17 protein-coding genes are annotated in these 20,416 nt (G+C 66.6%); 9 read left to right on the top strand and 8 right to left on the bottom strand.

Annotation, left to right across the window (positions count from 1 at the left end; genetic code table 11):
- Positions 1-51: 51 nt before the first annotated feature.
- Positions 52-1,044: a LysR substrate-binding domain-containing protein gene (locus XCSCFBP4642_RS0115790; RefSeq protein WP_029220653.1), complete on the bottom strand. Its 993-nt coding sequence runs from the start codon at positions 1,042-1,044 to the stop codon at positions 52-54.
- A gap of 170 nt (positions 1,045-1,214) precedes the next feature.
- On the opposite strand from XCSCFBP4642_RS0115790, the gene XCSCFBP4642_RS0115785 reads away from it, so the two are divergent.
- Entirely contained in the window at positions 1,215-2,102 is an 888-nt protein-coding gene (locus tag XCSCFBP4642_RS0115785) for a DMT family transporter (protein WP_029220652.1), read from the top strand.
- Positions 2,103-2,140: 38 nt separating this feature from the next.
- Here XCSCFBP4642_RS0115785 and XCSCFBP4642_RS0115780 read toward each other — a convergent pair whose 3' ends face one another.
- The 4 genes from XCSCFBP4642_RS0115780 to trxA all read right to left on the bottom strand — a co-directional run bounded on the left by XCSCFBP4642_RS0115780 (position 2,141) and on the right by trxA (position 5,542).
- Complete coding sequence (locus XCSCFBP4642_RS0115780) at positions 2,141-3,046, bottom strand: peptidylprolyl isomerase (protein WP_029220651.1); 906 nt, start codon at positions 3,044-3,046, stop codon at positions 2,141-2,143.
- Positions 3,047-3,131: 85 nt separating this feature from the next.
- Complete coding sequence (locus XCSCFBP4642_RS0115775; protein ID WP_029220650.1) at positions 3,132-3,371, bottom strand: DUF378 domain-containing protein; 240 nt, start codon at positions 3,369-3,371, stop codon at positions 3,132-3,134.
- A gap of 204 nt (positions 3,372-3,575) precedes the next feature.
- A complete protein-coding gene (locus tag XCSCFBP4642_RS0115770; protein WP_029220649.1) occupies positions 3,576-4,025 on the bottom strand; it encodes a DUF4442 domain-containing protein in 450 nt (149 codons plus the stop codon).
- Between the two features lie 656 nt (positions 4,026-4,681).
- Complete coding sequence (gene trxA / locus XCSCFBP4642_RS0115765) at positions 4,682-5,542, bottom strand: thioredoxin (RefSeq protein WP_029220648.1); 861 nt, start codon at positions 5,540-5,542, stop codon at positions 4,682-4,684.
- 150 nt (positions 5,543-5,692) lie between these two features.
- Between trxA and XCSCFBP4642_RS0115760 the strand changes: the two genes are divergently transcribed.
- From XCSCFBP4642_RS0115760 to XCSCFBP4642_RS24995, 7 genes are all read left to right on the top strand, one after another.
- Positions 5,693-6,310, top strand: coding sequence for a DUF998 domain-containing protein (locus tag XCSCFBP4642_RS0115760; RefSeq protein ID WP_029220647.1), 618 nt, complete (start codon positions 5,693-5,695; stop codon positions 6,308-6,310).
- A 67-nt stretch (positions 6,311-6,377) separates the two neighbouring features.
- Positions 6,378-9,020 carry a leucine--tRNA ligase gene (gene leuS, locus XCSCFBP4642_RS0115755; RefSeq protein WP_029220646.1) on the top strand — a complete coding sequence of 881 codons (2,643 nt, stop codon included), beginning with the start codon at positions 6,378-6,380 and terminating at the stop codon, positions 9,018-9,020.
- A gap of 281 nt (positions 9,021-9,301) precedes the next feature.
- Entirely contained in the window at positions 9,302-9,943 is a 642-nt protein-coding gene (locus XCSCFBP4642_RS0115750) for an LPS-assembly lipoprotein LptE (protein WP_029220645.1), read from the top strand.
- Positions 9,944-10,111: 168 nt separating this feature from the next.
- A complete protein-coding gene (gene holA, locus XCSCFBP4642_RS0115745; RefSeq protein ID WP_029220644.1) occupies positions 10,112-11,140 on the top strand; it encodes a DNA polymerase III subunit delta in 1,029 nt (342 codons plus the stop codon).
- On the top strand, positions 11,137-12,054 hold the full coding sequence (nadD, locus tag XCSCFBP4642_RS0115740; RefSeq protein ID WP_029220643.1) for a nicotinate-nucleotide adenylyltransferase: 918 nt from the start codon (positions 11,137-11,139) through the stop codon (positions 12,052-12,054). Before holA ends, nadD begins: the two co-directional genes overlap by 4 nt.
- A gap of 56 nt (positions 12,055-12,110) precedes the next feature.
- The gene (rsfS, locus tag XCSCFBP4642_RS0115735; RefSeq protein ID WP_029220642.1) at positions 12,111-12,521 is read left to right on the top strand and encodes a ribosome silencing factor; all 411 of its coding nucleotides are present in this window, start codon (positions 12,111-12,113) and stop codon (positions 12,519-12,521) included.
- Positions 12,522-12,778: 257 nt separating this feature from the next.
- On the top strand, positions 12,779-13,270 hold the full coding sequence (locus XCSCFBP4642_RS24995) for a J domain-containing protein (protein WP_029220641.1): 492 nt from the start codon (positions 12,779-12,781) through the stop codon (positions 13,268-13,270).
- A 292-nt stretch (positions 13,271-13,562) separates the two neighbouring features.
- Here XCSCFBP4642_RS24995 and XCSCFBP4642_RS0115725 read toward each other — a convergent pair whose 3' ends face one another.
- The gene (locus tag XCSCFBP4642_RS0115725; protein WP_029220640.1) at positions 13,563-15,098 is read right to left on the bottom strand and encodes an alkaline phosphatase PhoX; all 1,536 of its coding nucleotides are present in this window, start codon (positions 15,096-15,098) and stop codon (positions 13,563-13,565) included.
- A gap of 120 nt (positions 15,099-15,218) precedes the next feature.
- On the opposite strand from XCSCFBP4642_RS0115725, the gene rlmH reads away from it, so the two are divergent.
- Complete coding sequence (rlmH, locus tag XCSCFBP4642_RS0115720) at positions 15,219-15,689, top strand: 23S rRNA (pseudouridine(1915)-N(3))-methyltransferase RlmH (protein ID WP_029220639.1); 471 nt, start codon at positions 15,219-15,221, stop codon at positions 15,687-15,689.
- Positions 15,690-16,117: 428 nt separating this feature from the next.
- On the opposite strand, the gene XCSCFBP4642_RS24990 is transcribed toward rlmH, so the two are convergent.
- Positions 16,118-16,735 carry an energy transducer TonB gene (locus XCSCFBP4642_RS24990; protein ID WP_053329579.1) on the bottom strand — a complete coding sequence of 206 codons (618 nt, stop codon included), beginning with the start codon at positions 16,733-16,735 and terminating at the stop codon, positions 16,118-16,120.
- 447 nt (positions 16,736-17,182) lie between these two features.
- Positions 17,183-20,290: a TonB-dependent receptor domain-containing protein gene (locus XCSCFBP4642_RS0115710; RefSeq protein ID WP_029220638.1), complete on the bottom strand. Its 3,108-nt coding sequence runs from the start codon at positions 20,288-20,290 to the stop codon at positions 17,183-17,185.
- Between the last annotated feature and the right edge of the window lie 126 nt (positions 20,291-20,416).

The raw sequence follows: 20,416 nt of genomic DNA, 5'->3' as shown, positions 1-20,416 counted from the left end.
GCCGAAGAGACAGCGAGATGTTTCACGCACTGCCAGGATTTCAGTGTTGCTTCAATCCGCCGCCGATGCCTTACGCGAATTCCGAGGCCCCCGCAGCTCCCGCGCGCCTTCGCTCGGCGGCAATGTCACCAGCTCGGCGGGCAGTGCCGGCATCGGCGTGCGCTCGTCCAGGGCTTCGCGCTTGAGCCAGTCGATGAACACCGCAGCGGTGGGGCTGGGCTCGCGGTGGCTGGGGTGCACGATGAAATAGGCGTAGCGCGCCTTGAGCGTGGGCCCGGGCAGGCGCACCAGTTCGTAGCGCTGCAGGTAGGGCTGGGCGATGTGCTTGCGCGCCAGGACCGCGCCCAGGCCGTAGACGGCCGCGCGCATGGCGTCGGTGCTGTCGTTGAAGGTGTGCATCGGCGGCAGCGTGGTGCCGCGCACCTGCGCGGCGCGGAACCAGTCGCGCCAGCCTTGCGGCGACATGTCGCTCAATAGCGGCAACTGCGCGATCTGCGCGGCGGTGCGCAGCGCGGCCACTTCCGGCAGCGATGGCGATGCCACCGGAAACAGCTCGTCGTCCATCAGGTGCTGCGAGGTCAATCCGGGCCAGGCGCCCTGTCCATAGCGAATGCCCAGCTCGGGGCCGCCTTCTTCGAACCGCGAGAATGCCGGGTCCGACTGCAGGTCCAGGCGGATGTGCGGATGCGCGTGGCAGAAGCGCGGCAACCGCGGCAGCAACCAGCAATACGACAGCGATCGCAATGTGGTGACGCGTAGCGGAATGGCGTCTTCGCGCGGATGCAGGTTGCCGGCCACCGCCGCGATCTCGGCCAATGCGGCGGAGGCGGCATCGGCCAGCTGGCGCCCCTCGGCGGTGAGCTTGACTCCGCGCGGCAGCCGCTGAAACAAGGTGACGCCCAGCAGCGCTTCGAGCTTGCGCACATGGTGGCTGACCGCGCTGGCGGTCAGGTGCAGCTCTCCGGCCGCGTGCGCGAAATTCTGGTGGCGGGCGGCCGCGGCGAACACGCCCAGCGCGGGCAACAGGGTGGGGCGCAGGTTCATCCAGGCATGAGTCAGATTTGTGGCTGGCTGCGATACTACGCGCTTGTCGCGCCTGCGGCCGCAGCCGATGCTGCACCCTCCCATCGCGATGATCGTGCCATGCCTGTGTACCTGCCGGATGTTGTCCTTTGCCTTTGCAGCACATCGCGGCACGCCACCGGAGCGCGGCGATGAGCGCACAGCCCTCGATGCAGCCGGCTGTTGCAGCACGCGAGTGGCGCACTCCGCTCGAGCTGGGCTTCCTGGGCATCGTCTGGGGCTGCTCGTTCCTGTTCATGCGCGTGGCCGCACCCAAGTTCGGCACGGTGGTGCTGGTGGAAATTCGCCTGGCGCTGGGCGCGCTGGTGCTGCTGCCGTTCCTGTGGCTGGCGCGCGAACGCTTCCCGCTGCACCGGTGGCCGATGCTGGCCGCCATCGGCGTGTTGAATTCCGCGTTGTCGTTTCTGTTGTTCGCCTGGGGCGCGCAGCACGCGCCCGCCGCTGTCGGTGCGATCTGCAATGCGATGACGGTGTTGTTCACCGCGTTGATCGCGTTCCTGTTCTTCGGCGAAAAGATCGGCACGCGCCGCGCGTTGGCCTTGCTGGTCGGATTCATCGGCGTGCTGGTGCTGGCGACGGGCAAATCGGCCGGATTGAGCGTGGGCCCGGCCGCACTGGCCGGCGCCACTGCCTCGCTGTTGTACGGCATCGGCTATAACCTGGTGAAGCGCCACATGGGCGATCTGCCGCCTGCCGCATCGGCAGCTTCCACGCTGGGGTTTAGCGCCTTATTGCTGGCGCCACTTGCCTGGTGGCAATGGCCGGCGACACCGGTGCCCGCAGTGGCCTGGGCCTGCGCAACGGCCCTGGGCGTGGTCTGCACCGGCTTGGCGTTCCTGATGTATTACCGCCTGATCCAGCGCATCGGCCCGGCGCGTGCATCCACCGTGACCTACCTCGTGCCGGTGTTCGGCGCACTGCTGGCGTGGTCGCTGCTGGGCGAACCGCTGACCTGGACCATGCTGCTGGCCGCAGCGCTGATACTGGGCAGCGTCGCCTTCAGCCAGCGCGCCCGCTGAGCAGACGCGACTCGCTCTTGCGATTCCCGATTCCCGATTCAACCAGCAGGTGGCGCCCGCACCGGCAGCGGCACATTGCACAGATCGATATGCCCGGCCGGGCGTTTGTAGAAATCGTCCTTGCGATTGCGCCGTGCCTCGACCACTTCGCGGAAGGTCTGGCTGTCGGTGCGCAACAGCTGCAGCGGGGTGCGCTCGGGTTCTGGTATTTCGCTGGCCAGGCGGATCGCGCGGATCGGCGAGCGTTGCGACGCATCTGCATAGAAGCCCATCGGATCTGGCCCGCGCGGGATCACACTGAGCAGCTCCATGCCCTTGACCACGCGGCCGACCACGGTGATGTTGCGATCCAGCTGGCGCGGCGACTGCCCGGTGACCACATACAGTTCGGCGCCGATGCTGCTGTCTTCATCGTTGTTGCGGCCCGCGCCCAGCGTACCGTAGCAATGCGCCAGCCAGGTCTTGCCGCTGGCAGGGTCGCGCCCGACCGGGAAGCCGTCGACGAAGCCCACTTGCGGCGCCCAGCCATCGCTGTCGGGCAGGCGCTGAAACTTCAGGCCCTGCGAGGCGCGTTCGAATTCGGCCGGCAGATGTGTCCTGGCCGACCCCAGGGACTTGGCCTTGCCCGGCGTCTCGCCATCCGGATCGCCGAACTGCACGACGAAATTGTCCTGCGAGCGATAGATGCTCAGCCCGTCCCAAAAGCGCTCATGCGCCAGCGTGCGGATATTGGCAACGTGCGCGGGCGCGAATTGCGGGGCAAGCTCGATGATCGCGCGCCCGCTGTCCAGCTCCAGGTACAGGGTGCGCGCGGGATCGAGCACGCGCCATGCGCTGGCCGGCGAACTGTCCAGTATCTGTTGCGGGCTGCGATAGGCCGCATGAGCGCCAGCAGGCACGAGCAGGGCGAGCAGACAGGCAGAGGCAACGGTGCGCAGCAGCATGAAGGCAACCAGTCGGGAAGATGCCTGATTCTTGACCAATGCGTGCACGGACGCAAAGCGCCGCTCGCCCACCGTATGCCGCGTTTTAGGAATTGCGCACGTGCGGACTGGTGTGGCGCGAGGCAGTACCGTGGCTGTTGCGGAACAACGGCACCAGCTGCCAGCGCGCGGAGATGCCGACCAGGGTATAGACCATGCGCGACAGCAGCGGATCCTGTCCACCGAACATTGCGGCCACCAGATCGAACTGGAACAGGCCGACCAGGCCCCAGTTCAATCCGCCAACGATGAGCAGTACCAGGGTGATGATGTTGATCGCTTTCATGCGGGCAATCCATGGGAGTTGGGAGGTCCCAGGGGCCGCATGGGGCAGCGAGTAGCGTGTGAGCGTGGTCACCGCATTGCTCCGCTTGCAGACATGACGCTCACATCCGGCGACGCGGGCGCATTGCCGCGGCACGTGCGCAGATCGATTGCCGCACGTGCGGAGATCGATCTGCGGCGCAGCCGCACGACGGCGAGACGCTGGTTACCGCGCAGGTTTGCGCTTGACGTACAGCTGTTTGCGCACACGCGCCACCACGTCGCCATCGCGGTTGTGCACTTCGTTTTCGAACCAGCGCAGATGCTTCTCGCCGCCGGAGGTGGCCTCGCGCAGGTCGTCCAGCAGGCTGTCATCGATCACGAAGTCCGCGCTCACCGTGCCGCGGCCGGGCTTGATGAAGTCGATGCTGCCCGCCTTGTCCCAGACGTAATAGTCGCGGCCGAGATTCTGCATGACCAACAACATCCAGAATGGGTCCGTCATCGCGAACAGGCTGCCGCCGAAATGGGTGCCGACGTAGTTGCGGTTCCACGGGCGCTGCCGCAATTCCACCTGGGCGTAGCGATAGTCAGGCGACAGTACGGTGACGTGGATGCCCGAAAACAGATACGGCGGCCATGCGTTGAGACCTAGCTTGAACAATCGGGCACGCATTCCGGCCGGATTCCCTGGAGAAGTGGAAACGCAGCATAACATTCGCATGCGTATGGTGGTGGCGCCACACCGCGGCGGTCGTGACGGTGCGGCGCGCCGGACCGCACGGCGCGTCATCGGCGGTCGTGCAGCTGCACTCAGGCAGAGCAGCGGCTATGTTGTAGGAGCGGACCCGTCCGCGACGGCACGATATCGAGGAACACGCCGCTGTCGGCCGACGGGCAATGCCTGGTCGCGGCCGGGTCCGCTCCTACGCGGCAGGAGGGGCCTAGAAGAGGCTGGCATTGTGCCGGGTGCGGTCCGTGTGCGGTGAGCAGAGACATCGCTGCCTCCAGCAAAGCGGCTGTAGGAGCGGACCCGTCCGCGACGGCACGATGTCGAGGAACGCGCCGCTGTCGGCTGACGGGCAATGCCTGGTCGCGGCCGGGTCCGCTCCTACGCGGCAGGAGGGGCCTAGAAGAGGCTGGCATTGTGCCGGGTGCGGTCCGTGTGCGGTGAGCAGAGACATCGCTGCCTCCAGCAAAGCGGCTGTAGGAGCGGACCCGGCCGCGGCGGCACGATATCGAGGAACACGCCGCTGTCGGCTGACGGGCAATGCCTGGTCGCGGCCGGGTCCGCTCCTACGGGTCCATATGGCGCCGCTGCGTCATCGGCGGTCAGAACACCAGCGCCGACATCTTGCGGCGATAGCGGCCGACCAGATCTTCGTCTTCGATGACGCGGAACGCGTCGATCAGGCTGCGACGCGGCAGATTGTCGTCGAAGCTGCGGTCCTGCCGCAGCATTTCCAGGAACTGGTCCAGCGCCGCTTCGTCGTTGCCGTCGAGCAGATGGCGCACGCCCAGCAGATGGCGCGCGCGCAGGTCGGCGCCGTTGGCGTCCACGCTGGCCTGCAGTGCGCCTGCATCGGGAGCGTCCTTGAGCACATTGGCAAAACTCAGCCGGGCCTTGGCGCGCACCGCACGGTCGTCGGTGGCCAGGTTGGCGGGCAGGGCGTCGATCAACTGCTCGGCCTCGGCGGTGTCGCCGGTCTTGAGCAGCGCCAGCGCCAGGTCCAGCTTGAGCTCGTCCTTGTCCGGCTCGGCGGCGATCGCCTCGCGCAGCGCGGCGGCCTGCGCCTGCGGGTCCAACGGTGCCTCGGGCGGCAGCGCTTCGGCAACCTGCGGCTCGGCCGGCACTACGCCGTGCTGGGTCAGGAAGTCGCGGATCTGGCCCTCGGGCATCGCGCCCGGGAAGCCGTCCACCAGCTCGCCGCCCTTGACCAGGAATACGGTCGGCACCGAGCGGATCTGGAACGCGGCCGCAATCTGCTGTTCCTTGTCCACATCGACCTTGGCCAGCTCGAAGGCACCGTTGTAGTCGGCGGCCAGCTTTTCCAGGATCGGCGTCAACGACTTGCAGGGGCCGCACCAGGTGGCCCAGAAATCCACCAGCACCGGTGTCGTCAACGATTTCTGCAGGACCTCGGTCTCGAAGGTGTCGGTGGTGACATCGAATACATGCGGTTTGTCGGACATGGGTTTCCTGGAAGTAAGGACGGCAATAGTGGACCGTAATGGTGGCAAACCCGGCCGACACAAGGCCAGGCCGGGGGTTCACGCCACGCCCGCCCGGGTCGACAATGCCGCGTTCTGACGGCGCACGGCGCCCCGATGCGGAGCAGCACAATGGGACGTACCGACGGCGCGCAGCGCTACCTGGGCCTGGTCGCGGCGAGCGTGTTCGTGCTGGCGGTGGCCGGTTTCGGCGCCACGTTGCCGGGCTATCTGCAGGCCAGCCATCCGGTGGCCTTGCTGGGCGCGGCCGGTGTGCCGCATGCCCTGGGCTTCAACCTGCTGGCTTTCGTGCTGGTGGGGGCGCTGGGCATGGCGACGGGGGTCAGCCTGCTGGCGCGCATGCCGCCCAAGGCCAGCTGGAGCCTGCGCGTGGGCGGGCAGTTGATCGTCCTGGCCGGCCTGGCCTTCGTCGGCATGGGCATGCTGCCGCTGGATCCTGCCGATCTGGATGGCCGTGCCAGCCAGGCGCATGCCACTGCCTGGCTGCTGTGGGCGGTGGCCTTCGTCCCGGCCATGCTGCTGATCGCCGCCGCGCTGCTCAATGCCCCCGGCACCCGTGGCCTGGCCTGGCTCAGCCTGGCGGCTGGATTGCTGGTGGCGGTACTGGCATTCGGCCCGCCCGGCCTGCTGCGGCAGGCCATCGCCCAGCGTCTGGCGTTCCTGGCCTGGGTCGGCTGGCTGGCCGTGGCGGCGTGGAGTTGGCCGGCAAAGTCGCCCGCGCTGCGGTGACGGTTTGGAGCACCTGCTGCACTGCGGTACCCTGTACCGCTTTGCACCGCCCGAGCATCCGCTCCCAATGTCCACCGTCGAACCGAACGTCTACGACCCGCAGCAGGTCGAAACCTCCGCCCAGCAGTTCTGGGATGCCACCCGCGCCTTCCAGGTCGACGAAACTTCGGACAAACCGAAGTTCTATTGCCTGTCGATGCTGCCGTACCCGTCCGGTGCGCTGCACATGGGCCATGTGCGCAACTACACCATCTCCGACGTGGTCAGCCGCTACAAGCGCATGACCGGCCACAACGTGCTGCAGCCGATGGGCTGGGATGCATTCGGGTTGCCGGCCGAGAATGCCGCGATCAAGAACAGGACCGCGCCGGCCAAGTGGACCTACGCCAACATCGATCACATGCGCGGCCAGCTGAAATCGCTGGGCTACGCCATCGATTGGTCGCGCGAGTTCGCCACCTGCACGCCGGACTACTACGTGCACGAGCAGCGCATGTTCACCCGGCTGATGCGCAAGGGCCTGGCCTATCGCCGCAATGCGGTGGTGAACTGGGACCCGATCGATCAGACCGTGCTGGCCAACGAGCAGGTGATCGACGGCCGCGGCTGGCGCTCCGGCGCGCTGGTGGAAAAGCGCGAGATTCCACAGTGGTTCCTGCGCATCACCGATTACGCGCAGGAACTGCTGGACGGCCTGGACCAGCTGGACGGCTGGCCGGAGTCGGTCAAGACCATGCAGCGCAACTGGATCGGCCGCTCGGAAGGGCTGGAAATCCAGTTCCACGTGCGCGACACCAATGGCGCTGCGCTGGACCCGCTGCGCGTGTTCACCACCCGCCCGGACACGCTGATGGGCGTGACCTTCGTATCGATCGCCGCCGAGCATCCGCTGGCGCTGCATGCGGCCAGATCCAACCCGGAGCTGGCGCGCTTGCTGGAAACGCTCAAGCACGGCGGCGTGTCCGAAGCCGAGCTGGAAACCCAGGAAAAGCGCGGCATGGCCACCGGCCTGACCGCAGTGCACCCGATCAGCGGCGAGCAGGTGCCGGTGTGGGTGGCCAACTTCGTGCTGATGGGCTACGGCACCGGCGCGGTGATGGCGGTGCCCGGCCACGATCAGCGCGATTTCGAATTCGCCAACAAGTACGGCCTGCCGATCGTGCAGGTGGTCAAGCTGCGCGAGCCGCGCAACGACGACGAGCAGCGCTGGGACGCCAGCCAGTGGCGCGACTGGTACACCGACAAGAGCCGTGAGCTGGAGCTGATCAATTCGGCCGAGTTCGACGGGCTGGATTTCGGCGGCGCCTTCGAAGCATTGGCCGAGCGTTTCGAGCGCAAGGGCCAGGGTCAGCGCCGGGTCAATTACCGCCTGCGCGACTGGGGCGTGAGCCGCCAGCGCTACTGGGGCTGCCCGATCCCGGTGATCTATTGCGCCAACTGCGGCGCGGTGCCGGTCCCGGAAGACCAGTTGCCGGTGGTGCTGCCGGAAAACGTGGAATTTGCCGGCACCGGTTCGCCGATCAAGACCGACCCGACCTGGCGCCAGACCACCTGCCCGGACTGCGGCGGCCCGGCCGAGCGCGAGACCGACACCTTCGACACCTTCATGGAATCGAGCTGGTACGTGGCGCGCTACACCAGCCCGAACGCACGCGACATGGTCGACCGCCGCGCCAACTACTGGATGCCGGCCGACCTGTACGTGGGCGGCATCGAGCACGCGATCCTGCACCTGATGTACTTCCGCTTCTATCACAAGCTCATGCGCGACGCGCGGCTGGTGGACAGCGACGAGCCGGTGACCAATCTGCTCACCCAGGGCATGGTCATTGCCGACACCTTCTATCGCGATGCGGACAACGGCGGCAAGGACTGGATCAACCCGGCCGACGTGGAGATCCAGCGCGATGAGCGCGGCCGCGTCAGCGGTGCGGTGTTGATCGCCGATGGCCAGCCGGTGCACATCGGCGGCACCGAGAAGATGTCCAAGTCCAAGAACAACGGCGTGGACCCGCAGTCGATGGTAGCCAAGTACGGCGCCGACACGGTGCGGCTGTTCTCGATGTTCGCCGCGCCGCCCGAGCAGTCGCTGGAGTGGAACGAAGCCGGCGTGGACGGCATGGCACGCTTCATGCGCCGGTTGTGGGTGCAGGTGCACAAGCATGTGGGCGAGGGCAGCGCAGCGGCGCTGGATGCCGCCAGCCTGAGCGCCGAACAGAAGGCCGTGCGCCGCAAGACCCACGAAACCATCGGCAAGGTCAGCGACGACTACGGCCGCCGCCACAGCTTCAACACCGCGATCGCCGCGGTGATGGAACTGTCCAACGCGCTGGCCAAGTTCGACGATGCCAGTGCGCAGGGCCGTGCGGTGCGCCAGGAAGCCCTGGAAGCGATGGTGCTGCTGCTCAACCCGATCACCCCGCATGCCAGCCATGCGCTGTGGCAGGTGCTGGGCCGCGGCCAGACGCTGCTGGAAGACGTGCCGTTCCCGCAGGCCGATGCCAGCGCCCTGGTGCGCGATGCGCTGACCCTGGCGGTGCAGATCAACGGCAAGCTGCGCGGCACCATCGAGGTGGCGGCGGACGCGGCGCGCGAACAGGTCGAAGCGCTGGCACAGGCCGAGCCCAATGCAGCGAAATTCCTCGATGGGCTGACGATCCGCAAGATCATCATCGTGCCGGGCAAAATCGTGAACATCGTGGCAGGCTGATGCTTGCGCCTGTCGGTGCGGCTGCCTTCCGGTAGCCACTGCACGGGCGCGTGACCATGCGTCGGTCAGGTTGCTGCGGCGGTTCGGCACTGGCTGCGCCGGCGCGTGGCCAACTGCAGGCGGGGGATGGTCTGACGATGCAGTGCAATGACGCGTGGCGACGCGTTTGTCCTTATCGGGCGCCGCGCTTTGGAGCGGCGCCTTATCAAGCCCCGTTCACGCGGGCTGCGTCAGGCTAGCCGCCTGTTGCCGCCGCCGGGGCGCTCCTCCAGACTGTGCCCATGATCCGATTTCCTACTGCGTTCGCTGCGTCCCTCGTCCTGGTCTCCAGCCTCACCGCCTGCGGCTTCCATCTGCGCAACTCGCTTGCGTTGCCACCCGATACCCCGGCAGTGAAGGTGCAGTCCGCCGTGCAGTACAGCGAGCTGGCCAAGCTGCTGCGCCGTGGCCTCAAGGCCGCCGGTGCCACCGTGGCCGAGGAAGAGGCCAAGACCGGCTTTGCGCAGCTGCAGGTGTTGTCCGAACGCTGGGGCGACCTGCCGATCGCCATCGACAGCCAGGGCCGTGCACAGGAATACAGCCTGCGCTACGCCGCCATCTTCACCCTCACCACCGCCAACGGTTCGGTGCTGGTACCGCAGCAGGTGATCGAACTGTCGCGCGACTACGTGTCGCCGCCGGTGGACGCCACCGGTACTGCCACCGAGCGCGAGATCCTCGCCGACGAACTGCGCAAGGACATGTCTGCCTCGATCCTGCGCCGGATCGACAGCGTGGTGCGTGCCCGCGTGCAGCGTGGCGAAGGCCTGGAAAGCACCCCGAGCGCGCCGCTGCCGCCAGCCGCCACACCGCCGGTGCAGCCCTCCACGCCGGAATCGAGCGTGCCGGCGTCGCTGCCGCCCGCGTCCTCGTCCACTAACTGAGCAGCTGGTGACCAGCCCGTCCGCGCAGGTGCCGGGCAACCGCGCCAGGTGTCCGGCATCGGCCTGCGCCAGGCGCAGGTCGCGGTTACCGTGCCGCGGCCCTGCCGGGGTGACCGCTGCTGACGCAGCCCTGTCCGTTACGTTTCCGTCCCACGCGCGTTTGTAGTCATGGAACTTCGCCCAGAACAGCTGGCCGGCCAGTCCAACCAGCCCTTGCAGCCGGTCTATCTGATCGCCGGCCCGGAAACCTTGCGCGTGCTCGAGGCCGCCGACGCCGTGCGCGCCCGTGCCCGTGCCGAAGGCATCAGCGAGCGCGAGGTGTTCGATGCCGATGGCCGCGAGTTCGACTGGAACCAGCTCGACGCCAGCTTCAACGCGCCCAGCCTGTTCAGCCCGCGCCGGCTGGTGGAAGTGCGCCTGCCCAGCGGCAAGCCGGGCAAGGACGGCGCCGAGGTCATCACCCGTTTCTGCGCCAATCCGCCGCCGGACGTGGTGCTGCTGATTACCGCCAATGACTGGAGCAAGGCGCACCAGGGCAAGTGGGCCGATGCGGTGGGCCGTCTCGGCACCATTGCGGTGGCCTGGGCGATCAAGCCGCACGAACTGTCCGACTGGATCGAACGCCGCCTGCGCAGCCAGGGCCTGCGCGCCGACGCCGCTGCGGTGCAGCGGTTGAGCGAGCGGGTGGAAGGCAACCTGCTGGCCGCCGCGCAGGAGATCGACAAGCTCGCGCTGCTGGCCGACGGCAAGACGCTGGATCTGGACGCAATGGAATCGCTGGTGGCCGACGCGGCGCGTTACGACGTGTTCCGCTTGGCCGAGACCGTGTTTTCGGGCCAGCCGGTCGCGGTGATCCGCATGCTGGCCGGCCTGCGCGCCGAGGGTGAGGCGGTCGCCGCGCTGATGCCGATCCTGATCAAGGAGCTGCTGCGCACCGCCGCGCTGGCCAAGGTGCAGGCCAACGGCGGCAACCTGGCCGCTGAAATGAAATCGCAGGGCATCTGGGAATCCCGCCAGGCCCCGTTCAAGCGCGCGCTGCAGCGCCACCCCGAACCGCGCCGCTGGGAGCGCTTTGTCGCCGAGGCCGGGCTGGTCGACCGCATGGCCAAGGGCCGCGCCGACGGTGACGCCTGGGTCGGCCTGGAGCGCCTGCTGGTCGCAGTGGCCGAAGCGCGCGCGGTGAGATTGCTGGCATGAGGGCGGGGAGAGCCGGGACCCGGGACCCGGGACCGGGGACCCGGGAAGGGCAAGGTGAAGGGCAAGGTGAAGGGCAAGGTGAAGGGCAAGGTGAAGGGCAAGGTGAAGGGCAGCGAGCCCATTCCGACCAGCTTGCGCAGCCCAGCCTTGCAACCAGCTCTTCCGGGTCGCAGGAACAGCAACACTTCCATGCCGAACACCTTGCGGCCCCGGGCTCTTCCGATTCCCGAATCCCGAATCCCGATTCCCAGCTCCATCTTTACTACGGCGGCACCTTCGACCCGATCCACCTGGGCCACCTCGCCATTGCCTGCGCGGCGCGCGACGCGCTCGGTGCGGTGATGCATCTGGTCCCGGCCGCCGACCCGCCGCATCGTGCCGCGCCTGGCGCCACCGCTGCGCAGCGCGCGCAGATGCTGGCGCTGGCGCTTGCCGGCCAGCCCGGGTTGAGGCTCGATCCTCGCGAGTTGCAACGCGCGCGTGCCGACGGTGCGCCGTCCTACACGGTGGATACGCTGCGCGAGCTACGCGCGGCGCTGGGTCCGCAGACGCCGATCGCCTGGTTGCTGGGCGCCGATGCCTTTGTCGAGCTGAGCCAGTGGCACCAGTGGGAGGCGCTGTTCGGGCTGGCGCATTTGGTGATTGCCGCGCGCCCGGGCACTGCGCTGGATCTGGCCCATTCCCCAGCGCTTGCAGCGGCGGTGCAGGGCAGGTGGGCGGCCAGCGTGGACCAACTGGCAACGTCGCCGGCCGGCCGGCTGTGGCGACTGCAGCAGCCGTTGCGTGGCGAATCGGCCAGTGCGGTGCGCGCCCGCATCGCCAGCGGCGCCGACTGGCAGGTTCTGGTGCCGGCCGCCGTGGCGGGGTTTATCGCGCAGCACGGCCTGTACGGTTGCGCCCGCCCGGCGAGCTGAACACGCGTTCGCCCGGACCGGCCTATAATTCAGGCCAATTCCATCGAGTTGCCGCTTTGACCAGTCCAGCCCAAGTCATCAAGACCTCCATTCCGAATCCGCCGCCGTCCGTGCCGGCCCTGTTGGCCACCGTACGCGACGCCGTCGAGGAACTGAAAGCCAAGGACGTGGTCGAGATCGATGTGCGCGGCAAGTCCAGCGTCTGCGACTACATGGTGATCGCGTCCGGGACCTCGACCCGCCACGTCAAGTCGATCGCCGACGAAGTGGTCAAGTTCGCCAAGCGCCTGGATGTGATGCCGCTGGGCGTGGAAGGCGAGCGCGAAGCCGAATGGGTGCTGGTGGACCTGGGCGACGTGGTGGTGCACGTGATGCTGCCGCGCGTGCGCGAGTTCTACGCGCTGGAGCGCCTGTGGACAGTGGGCGACCAGCGGCCCGAGGGCGATGACGTCGTCGATTCCGAGTAACTCAATCGCATGCCCCGCAAGGCCACGCTGCCCGAAGTGCCCGTCTCCAGTGCGCTACAGCAACTAAGCCGGGCGCCAGGGGCGGCGGGCGGCGCGGGACTGTCGCCCGCACGCATTCGCCCGAGGAGCTCTTCGAGCGGGTCAACGCGCGCCTCGACCAGGCACAGGCAGACGCCGAGAATGCCCGCGAGCAGGCCAGACAGCGGGGCAGCCAGCAAAGGCGTCGCCGCTCGGAAGAAAAAGCCGCCGCGGTACAGGTGCAGCCGCCTCCGTTGCGCGAGCTGTATCGCAAGCTGGCCAGCAGTCTGCACCCGGACCGGGCCAGCGACGCAAGCGATCACGCCACCCGTACCGAACTCATGCAGCGCCTCAATGCCGCCTACAAGGCTAACGATCTGCTAGGCCTGCTCGAACTGCAGGCGGAGATCGGTCTGCTGGATGCGCAGGGAGTGGATGCGATCACCCCTGTTCGGCTGCAGGAATACAACCGCGAGCTTGACCGTCAGTGCAAGGAGCTCAAGCACCAGCTGACTCTGCACGCGATGGATTTTTGCGACGAGTACGGGCTGGACCTGCCGACGCAACCCAAACCCGAGCGGTTGGACAAGCTGCTGACGCAGTACAAGCGGGATGTATCCGACGATGTGGGCGAGCTGCGGCGGGACGTGCGCGCGATGCGTGCGTTGGACGATGCACAGGCGGTCAAGCGCTGGCTCAAGCTGCAACGCAGCCGCTTCGCGTTCAACTGAGCGGGGCCTGCCTCGCGCGTTGGCGTGCAGGTTGACGAGCGCTGTCTTGGGGCGATCATGCATCCTCGCCGCATTGCCCTGATGCAGCGCTGCATTGCGCTGGCCTGCAGTTGCCGCCGGTGGCCGCCGTGGGCTGAGCGCTTGGCGATAGGGACGCTCAAATCGTGGGTATTCCTGCGCGCGATGCGGGGCGGCGGTAGATGGCGCCACCAGCGCTGCACTGCAGGCGATCGCACGTCACCACGGTTGCGGCGCTGTCTGAAGGTGGTGCCCTCAGACAGCGCCAACCGCATTACAACGGTCCGCGTTCCCACGGCCCGGTAATCGCCAGGGTGATGCCCGGGGTCTGGATGTTGACGAACAGGGTGCGCGCCAACGGGTCCCAGCAGGCGCCGCAGAACTCGGTATCGCGGTAGTCGCCCTCGGCAATCGTCTTGCCGGCGTTGGCGATCTGCTGCGAGGTGAGCTGCACGTTGTTCTTGGCCAGATAGAACGACTCGCCCTGGCGGGTCAGGCCCAGCAGGCGTGCGCCCGGGCCGTACTCGTCCGGACTTTCGCCGCCGTCCTCGCACAGCACCACGCCGCCGCGCGCGCTCACGGTGACGTTGTCCGGGTTGTGCGCGGCGAGCTGGTTGCCGCTGACAAACAGCGCGCTCAGGCGCTGGGTGAACAGGTCCAGCACCCACACTGCGCCATTGCCGTAACCGCGCCTGCCCTGCGCGTCCACGCCGGTGCTGGTGTCGACGATGAACAGCTTGCCGTAGCTGTACCAGATGCCTTCGCCGCGGCTCATGCGCAGCGCGCCATCGGCCCAGGCCTGCGCAAACGGGCCGCTCAAGGTGTCGTTGGCGCCGATATCTGCAAAGCCTGCCGGCGCGGCGATGCTGTCCAGATCCGGTTCTTCGATATCCACCCATTCCAGCTGGAATTGCTGGCCGATGCTGGTCACGGTCAGATCGGCATTGCGGCGACCGCGCACGCGCGCGGCCTGCAGCCGGCCGCCGTTCTCCAGCGATCCGTTACGCCCACGCCGGTCGTTGGGAATGAAGCGGTACAGCCCGGCCTTGTTGCGGTCGTCTTCGGTGAGATAGACGATGCCGGTGCGCGGGTCGATCGCCACCGCCTCGTGGCTGAAGCGGCCCAGGCCCACCAGCGGCCGGCCGGTGGTGCGGTGGCTGTCCGGGTCCACTTCGAACACGTAGCCGTGCTTGCGGCCGGTGCTGGACACCGCATTGGTCTTGATCTCTTCGCAACTCAGCCAGGTGCCCCACGAGGTCGGGCCGCCGGCGCAGTTGACCAGGGTGCCGCCCAGGCTGGGTTCCAGGCTGCCCCAGCCACGGCGGCCGTAACTCAGCGTGGTGGTGCCGCCGCCGGCGGACTGGGTGCCGCTGACGATGCCGGTGTCGTACATCGCCGGTGCGCGGAACGGGCTGCCGGCGCCGCGTTCGTGATTGCGGATCAAGACGTATTCCAGGCCGCGCAGCGGGTCGCTGCCCGGGCGCCAGTCGGGCCGGCGCAGGCCGACCACGGCCATGCCGTCGTGACGGTCGGGGCAGGGCTGGCCATCGTCCATGCGGTCGCCGCTCCAGCCGAACGAGCGGTAGCTGAAACCGCGCGGCAGCTGCAGCAGCGGCAATCCGGTGCTCTGGTCGGCCACCGGTGCCAGCGGGCCGTAGCGGCTGGGAACCGGCGCAAGTCGCGCCGACGTAGACGTGGCGGCCCGGGCCTGGCGCGATTGCAAGGCGCTCAAGCTGCCAAGGGCGCCAGCGGCCATCAAGGCGGCGCTTCCCTTGAGAACCTGGCGGCGGGCGGGATCGAAAATCGGCATCGAACGACTCCTGCGGGCTGGGTGGTCGAGCGACACTAATTGCCGGCCATAACCACACCATGACACGCGACGACAAACCGTCGCGGGATGCCCGGGCTGTGACGCGGATATCATGTGCCGATGAAATGCCGATTGATCGCCACTGGCGAACGCGCTCCGTCCTGGGTGGCGCAGGGGTTTGCCGAATATCAGAAACGTCTCTCGCACTGGATGCCGCTGGAGCTGGTCGAGATCGAACCCGGCCTGCGCGGCAAGGGACGCGACGCGCAACGCGCCATCGACGACGAAGGTCGCCGCGTGCTGGCGGCGTTGCCGAAGAGCGCGCATGTAGTGGCGCTGGACGTGCCGGGCCGCCCGCTCAGTTCAGAGCAACTGGCCCAGCGCATGGAGCATTGGCGCAGCCAGGGGCGCGACCTGGCATTCCTGATCGGCGGCCCGGAAGGTCACGCCGCGGATGTACTGAAAAGCGCCAGCGAAAGCTGGTCGATCGGCCCGTTGACCCTGCCGCACATGCTGGTGCGCCTGATCGTGGCCGAGCAGCTGTATCGCGCGGCGGCCATGTTGGCAAACCATCCTTACCATCGCGCCTGAGGCCGCATTGCGGCCTGCGGTGCCGCAGCCCGTGGCGGCCGCCTGGCCGTAAGCCACGCGTCCGATGTTTCATGACCGGATTGCCTGTGCAACGCCACGCAGCCATGAAGGTCGTGAGCGTTCACGAAGTGATGCATGGCCTTGCCCACGGTGCTGGTGTCTCGGCTGGCAGGGGCGACCAGTACGCAGCTTGCTGCGTTAGGCGATCGCAGCAACGCCGGCGCATTTTTGCGTCATTCTTCCAGGGGGAGTCTCGCCACCCTTCCAGCGGGGAATCTCGCCCGAGCACTCGGCGCGCCCTTTTGGAAAGTCGGATCGCGGTGGCCTGGTCGGAGCCACCGCGATCCGCTGTACGTCTATCGTCGAAGCGGTCAGTTCAGCGAAAAGCTCACCGGTACCAGGCCGTAGGCCTGCACTGCCTGGCCATTCTACATCGCCGGCTGGAAGCGCCAGCTGCGCAGCACCTGACTACGCGCGGCCAGATCGAGCGCGCGATGACCGCTGCTGGTCTGCACGCTCACCTCGGCCGGGCGTCCATCGGTACCGACCAACACGCGCAGCATCACTGTGCCTTGCTGGCCTGCGCGCAGTGCAGCCACCGGGTAACTGGGAGCGGGCGAACTCAGATACTGCAACTGGCCTGCCTCGACCGGTCCGCTGCTGGGTGTCGTTGCCACCGGTGCAGTCTCGCCCACCGGGTCGGCTGCGGCAGGGAGTGCCACCGATGCGGTGTCCACCACCGGCGCTTCACTGATCACAGGGGTCTGCACCTGCACAGTCACCGGCGTGGACGGGACATGCGTCTTCGGAGTGAACTCCACCTCGACCGGAAGCACCGGTGGTGGCGCCGGCGGGGTCTCGATGGTGATCGGCATGACCCAGCGCGGTTCCGGCGCGGGCTGCGGAACCGCCCGATACGACAGCGGAATCAACAACAAACCGCCGGCCAGCAAATGCAAGGCCACCGCGGTACTCATTGCCAGAACGCGCGAAGCATCGATGCCTGTGGGACGCAGGGAAACCTGCGATCGTGTGCGAACCATCATCCACCTCCAGAACGGAACTGCGGAAAGGACCAGCGCGGCCCGGACGCACTACACCATCCGGTAGCGTAGGTTTACCGCAGCCGGGGCGGCTGCACAAGCGATTCGCATGGCGTGGGTAGGCGTAACCCTAGCGTCTGGCGGCAGCCCCGTGGGCTGCCTTGTGACGCGTGGCCAGGCGTGCGGAATTTTAGGGTCGAATCCCTCGGGCGTCTCCATTTGGTGCACGGAGGTGGTCACCCCGCGCACTGCGCGCCGATGGCGATCCCGGGGTGCTCCAGTACGTCGACAGCCGACGAATCGGCCCCACTATTCCTGCCGACTCGTAACGCCACCTCGGGTCCATTCCATCTTAGGCATCCTGTGCAGACACGTTGGCGGGGCCGGTGGCGTCCATAAAAAACCCAGCCCATGACAGGGCTGGGCAAACGACGCTGACGGGAGAGGGCATCAGTAGTCGTACGACACCGAGAACATGGCATAGCGCGGTTGGGTGAAGTACCGGCCGATGTCATAGGTGTTGGACAGCGTAAAAGTGTCGTCTTCCCAGGTGGAGTCGACCTGCAACGGCTTGCGCTCGTTGAAGATATTGAACGCCTGAAGGGTCATGGCGAGCTTGTTGTCCGCAAAGGCCGGGCGGTAGGTCAGGCCGAGGTCCACAATCTTGGTCCAGGGCAGGCGCCCTGCATCGCCGGGACGCGATGGTTGGCCGTTGCAGGTGTGGTACGACGAGCCATAGCCCACCGGATCGCCGGCATCGGAATCTTCGCTGATGCCGTTGATGCTGACATAGCCCAGGCAGGACTTCGGCGTACCGGACAGCACGCGGATATTGCCTGCGATCAGCCATTCCGGTGCGATCTGGTAGGAGCCGTAGATCTTGATCTGGTGCCGGCGATCGTTGGCCAGGTAGCCGCCCGAATACCACATCAATGCCGCCGCATCCCAATCCTGTGTCTTGGACACATCGGCCTGGCCAATATCGGACTTGACCTGACCTTCGGTATTGCCGAAGTTGCGCGACCAGGTGTAGTCGATGCGGCCTTCCCATTTGCCATCGAAGGGGTGCTGCAGGAAAAGATCCACTGCCAGATAGGTTCGCTTGGCCTTTTTGTCGAAGCCCCAGTCCGACGGCGACATCGAGACCGAGGTGCGGCCGGAACCGTCCAGGTTGGCCAGGCTGAAAGAGTTTGTTTCGCCTGGATTGAAGATGATGCAGCCGGGCACGTTGACGGTGCTGGGATCCACGCCGATTGCAGTCAACTTGGTGCGCATCCGGTCGGCGTCGCAGACGTCGTCGATGGTGGCGCCCAACGTGCGATAGGTAGCCTTGGCGCCCGTCACCCAGCTTTCGCCCAGCGTCTTGTCGAAGCCAAGCATGAATTCGTCCTGGTACATCGACTTGAGATCGGATGCGGCGATACCGGCCGCATCCGGCGCCTGACCGCACTCCAGGTTGGACGAGACGATATTGCCCGAGCAGGAGAATCCGGCGGAGGGATCGACTGCGACCGGCGTCAGCCCGGTCGGGCTGCCCTGCGCATCGATGCCGGTGTAGGTGAAGTATTCGCGTGTAAACGTGGACGGCGATGCCCCGCGGATCGCCACGCTATTGGGCAGTGCCAGGTAGTAGCGACCGGCGTTGCCATACACCTTGAGTGACGAATCGCCGAAGACGTCCCAGCTCAGTCCCAGGCGCGGCGCCCACTGGTCGCCACTGGTCACGTAAGGCTCACCTGCGTCGTTGAAGTTGGTGAACTTGTCGTTGCGAATACCCAGCGTCAGCAGCAGTTTGTCGTTGACCTGCCACTTGTCTTCGAGGAAGTAGGCTTTCTGTTCGACCGACATGCTGGTTGCCGTATTGAATACCGAGCGATACGCGTAGTAACCGTTGCCACCTGCCGGGCCCACGCCCAGCGCAGCACTGATGGGCGAGGTGGGGCGCGAAGAGCGGCCGTAGACCCAGCCGAAGCCGGGGCCGGTGGTGATGACGCCTTCGTTGTTGGCGTTGAAATACATGTTGTCCACGCCTGCGGCGAGGGTGTGGCTGCCGAGCACGTATTCCAGGTCGATGCGCAGGCCACGCGTGGTGTTTTCGCCATCGCGCGCCTGGCTGGACGTCTGGTTGTTGCGGATCTCGCTGCCACCGGTAATGGCCGGATCCTGCAGATTGGTATTGCTCAGCAGCGGCGCCGTGCTGGGGTTGTTGCGGAAGTCGGTCTGGCGGCTCTTGCCATAGGTGGCGCTCAGGGTCAGGTCATCGGTGATGTAGCTGGTGTACTTGCCGATGTAATAGCGGTCGTTGACCTTGACCGTATCGGCGAATGCGCCGTTGGCGTCGCCGTTGACACCCGCATAGCCGTTGAAGTCGCTATAAACACCGCTATCGCGCGAATTGTTCTTGACGCCGGTCAGTTCGAGGATGTTGCTGTCGTTGATGTTCCAGTCGATCTTGGCGTAGACCTTCGGCTCATCGGTGCGATAGCTGTTGCGGCCGATCACCGGGTCGTCCCGGCGAGCGGTGGACACGCCTTCGCTGCGTTCCTGCTCTGCGGCAACGAACACGAACAGGCGATCTTCGATCAGCGGGCCGCCGCCATAAACGCTGTAGACCGTATTCCAGAAGGTGTCGTCCTTTCGGCTACGGTAAAGAGTGCCGGGCAGGCTTTCATCGCTGTATTCGTAGCCGGAAGGAGGGGCGGTATCGGGATAGAAGACATTTTTATCCTCGCTGGATAGCGACTTCGGACGCCACAAGACCTGCGCACCGAAATGCCATTGGTTGGTGCCGCGCTTGCCGACCTGGCTGAGCACGCCGCCTGCCGAGCGGCCGTAACGCGCGCTGTAGCCGCCGGTGTAGGTTTCCTGCTGATCGATGGCGCCGAATGGAAGGGTCACGCCCCCGATATTGGAGAGCGGGTTGGAGCTGAGGTAGCCGTTGAGGTAATAGGCGTTCTCGGTGACGCCGGCGCCGCCGAACGAAATCGCATTTCCGAAATAGCCGCTGCCTTGCACGGCACCGGGCGACAACAGCGCGATGGCCTCGCCCGAACGCGCCAGCGGCAAGCGCTGCAATTGTTCGGCGGTGATCACGGTACGCGAGGCCGTGGCAGAGACGTCCACCGGCGAAATGTTCTTGCCAGTTACCGTGATGGTGCCCAGGGTGGCGGTATCGCCGGACCCATCGCTGCTGCCGAAGGACACATCGATGCCGGCACCGACGCGCAGGGCGATATTACGTCGCGTCTCTGCAGCCTGGCCTTCGCGTTGCAGGGTGACGGTGTAGGTGCCTACCGGGAGATTGCCGATCGCGTAGCGGCCACTGCCGTCGACGGTTGCGGAACGGGTAAAGCCGGTATCGCTCTGCGCGGTAACGGTGGCACCACTGCCTGCCGGCACACTGCCGTAAATGCCGGCAGTGGTGCTTTGCGCAGCGGCAGTTCCCGTGGCCAGGATGCCCACGGCACCACTCAGTGCAAGCGCCAGCACGCTGATGCGGCACAGGCGTGCATGCGATGGCCGGCGGACAGGGGGGGGCGAAACAAGGCGGGCGGTCATCATCTCTCTCCAGATGAGCGCCATCACGAATGTGACGGTGCGCTGACAACCGATGCTAGAGAGAGGTAGCGCTCGCTTAAAGAATGATTTCCTTGAATTTCATGTTTCTTTAAGCACAAAAGCCGA

The sequence above is a fragment of the Xanthomonas cassavae CFBP 4642 genome (assembly GCF_000454545.1).
Lineage (GTDB): Bacteria > Pseudomonadota > Gammaproteobacteria > Xanthomonadales > Xanthomonadaceae > Xanthomonas > Xanthomonas cassavae.
Note: the sequence above shows the minus strand (reverse complement) of the source record. Positions and strands in the feature narration are given on the sequence as shown.

Bases quoted from the DNA above. Each gene is read 5' to 3' on its own strand.
- XCSCFBP4642_RS0115775 (WP_029220650.1), bottom strand. From the start codon at position 3,371: ATGAAAGCGATCAACATCATCACCCTGGTACTGCTCATCGTTGGCGGA.
- XCSCFBP4642_RS0115790 (WP_029220653.1), bottom strand. From the start codon at position 1,044: ATGAACCTGCGCCCCACCCTGTTGCCCGCGCTGGGCGTGTTCGCCGCG.
- nadD (WP_029220643.1), top strand. From the start codon at position 11,137: ATGAGGGCGGGGAGAGCCGGGACCCGGGACCCGGGACCGGGGACCCGG.
- rlmH (WP_029220639.1), top strand. From the start codon at position 15,219: ATGAAATGCCGATTGATCGCCACTGGCGAACGCGCTCCGTCCTGGGTG.
- XCSCFBP4642_RS0115725 (WP_029220640.1), bottom strand. From the start codon at position 15,098: ATGCCGATTTTCGATCCCGCCCGCCGCCAGGTTCTCAAGGGAAGCGCC.
- holA (WP_029220644.1), top strand. From the start codon at position 10,112: ATGGAACTTCGCCCAGAACAGCTGGCCGGCCAGTCCAACCAGCCCTTG.
- XCSCFBP4642_RS0115710 (WP_029220638.1), bottom strand. From the start codon at position 20,290: ATGACCGCCCGCCTTGTTTCGCCCCCCCCTGTCCGCCGGCCATCGCAT.
- XCSCFBP4642_RS0115760 (WP_029220647.1), top strand. From the start codon at position 5,693: ATGGGACGTACCGACGGCGCGCAGCGCTACCTGGGCCTGGTCGCGGCG.
- XCSCFBP4642_RS24990 (WP_053329579.1), bottom strand. From the start codon at position 16,735: ATGATGGTTCGCACACGATCGCAGGTTTCCCTGCGTCCCACAGGCATC.
- trxA (WP_029220648.1), bottom strand. From the start codon at position 5,542: ATGTCCGACAAACCGCATGTATTCGATGTCACCACCGACACCTTCGAG.
- XCSCFBP4642_RS0115785 (WP_029220652.1), top strand. From the start codon at position 1,215: ATGAGCGCACAGCCCTCGATGCAGCCGGCTGTTGCAGCACGCGAGTGG.
- leuS (WP_029220646.1), top strand. From the start codon at position 6,378: ATGTCCACCGTCGAACCGAACGTCTACGACCCGCAGCAGGTCGAAACC.
- XCSCFBP4642_RS0115770 (WP_029220649.1), bottom strand. From the start codon at position 4,025: ATGCGTGCCCGATTGTTCAAGCTAGGTCTCAACGCATGGCCGCCGTAT.
- XCSCFBP4642_RS0115780 (WP_029220651.1), bottom strand. From the start codon at position 3,046: ATGCTGCTGCGCACCGTTGCCTCTGCCTGTCTGCTCGCCCTGCTCGTG.
- XCSCFBP4642_RS0115750 (WP_029220645.1), top strand. From the start codon at position 9,302: ATGATCCGATTTCCTACTGCGTTCGCTGCGTCCCTCGTCCTGGTCTCC.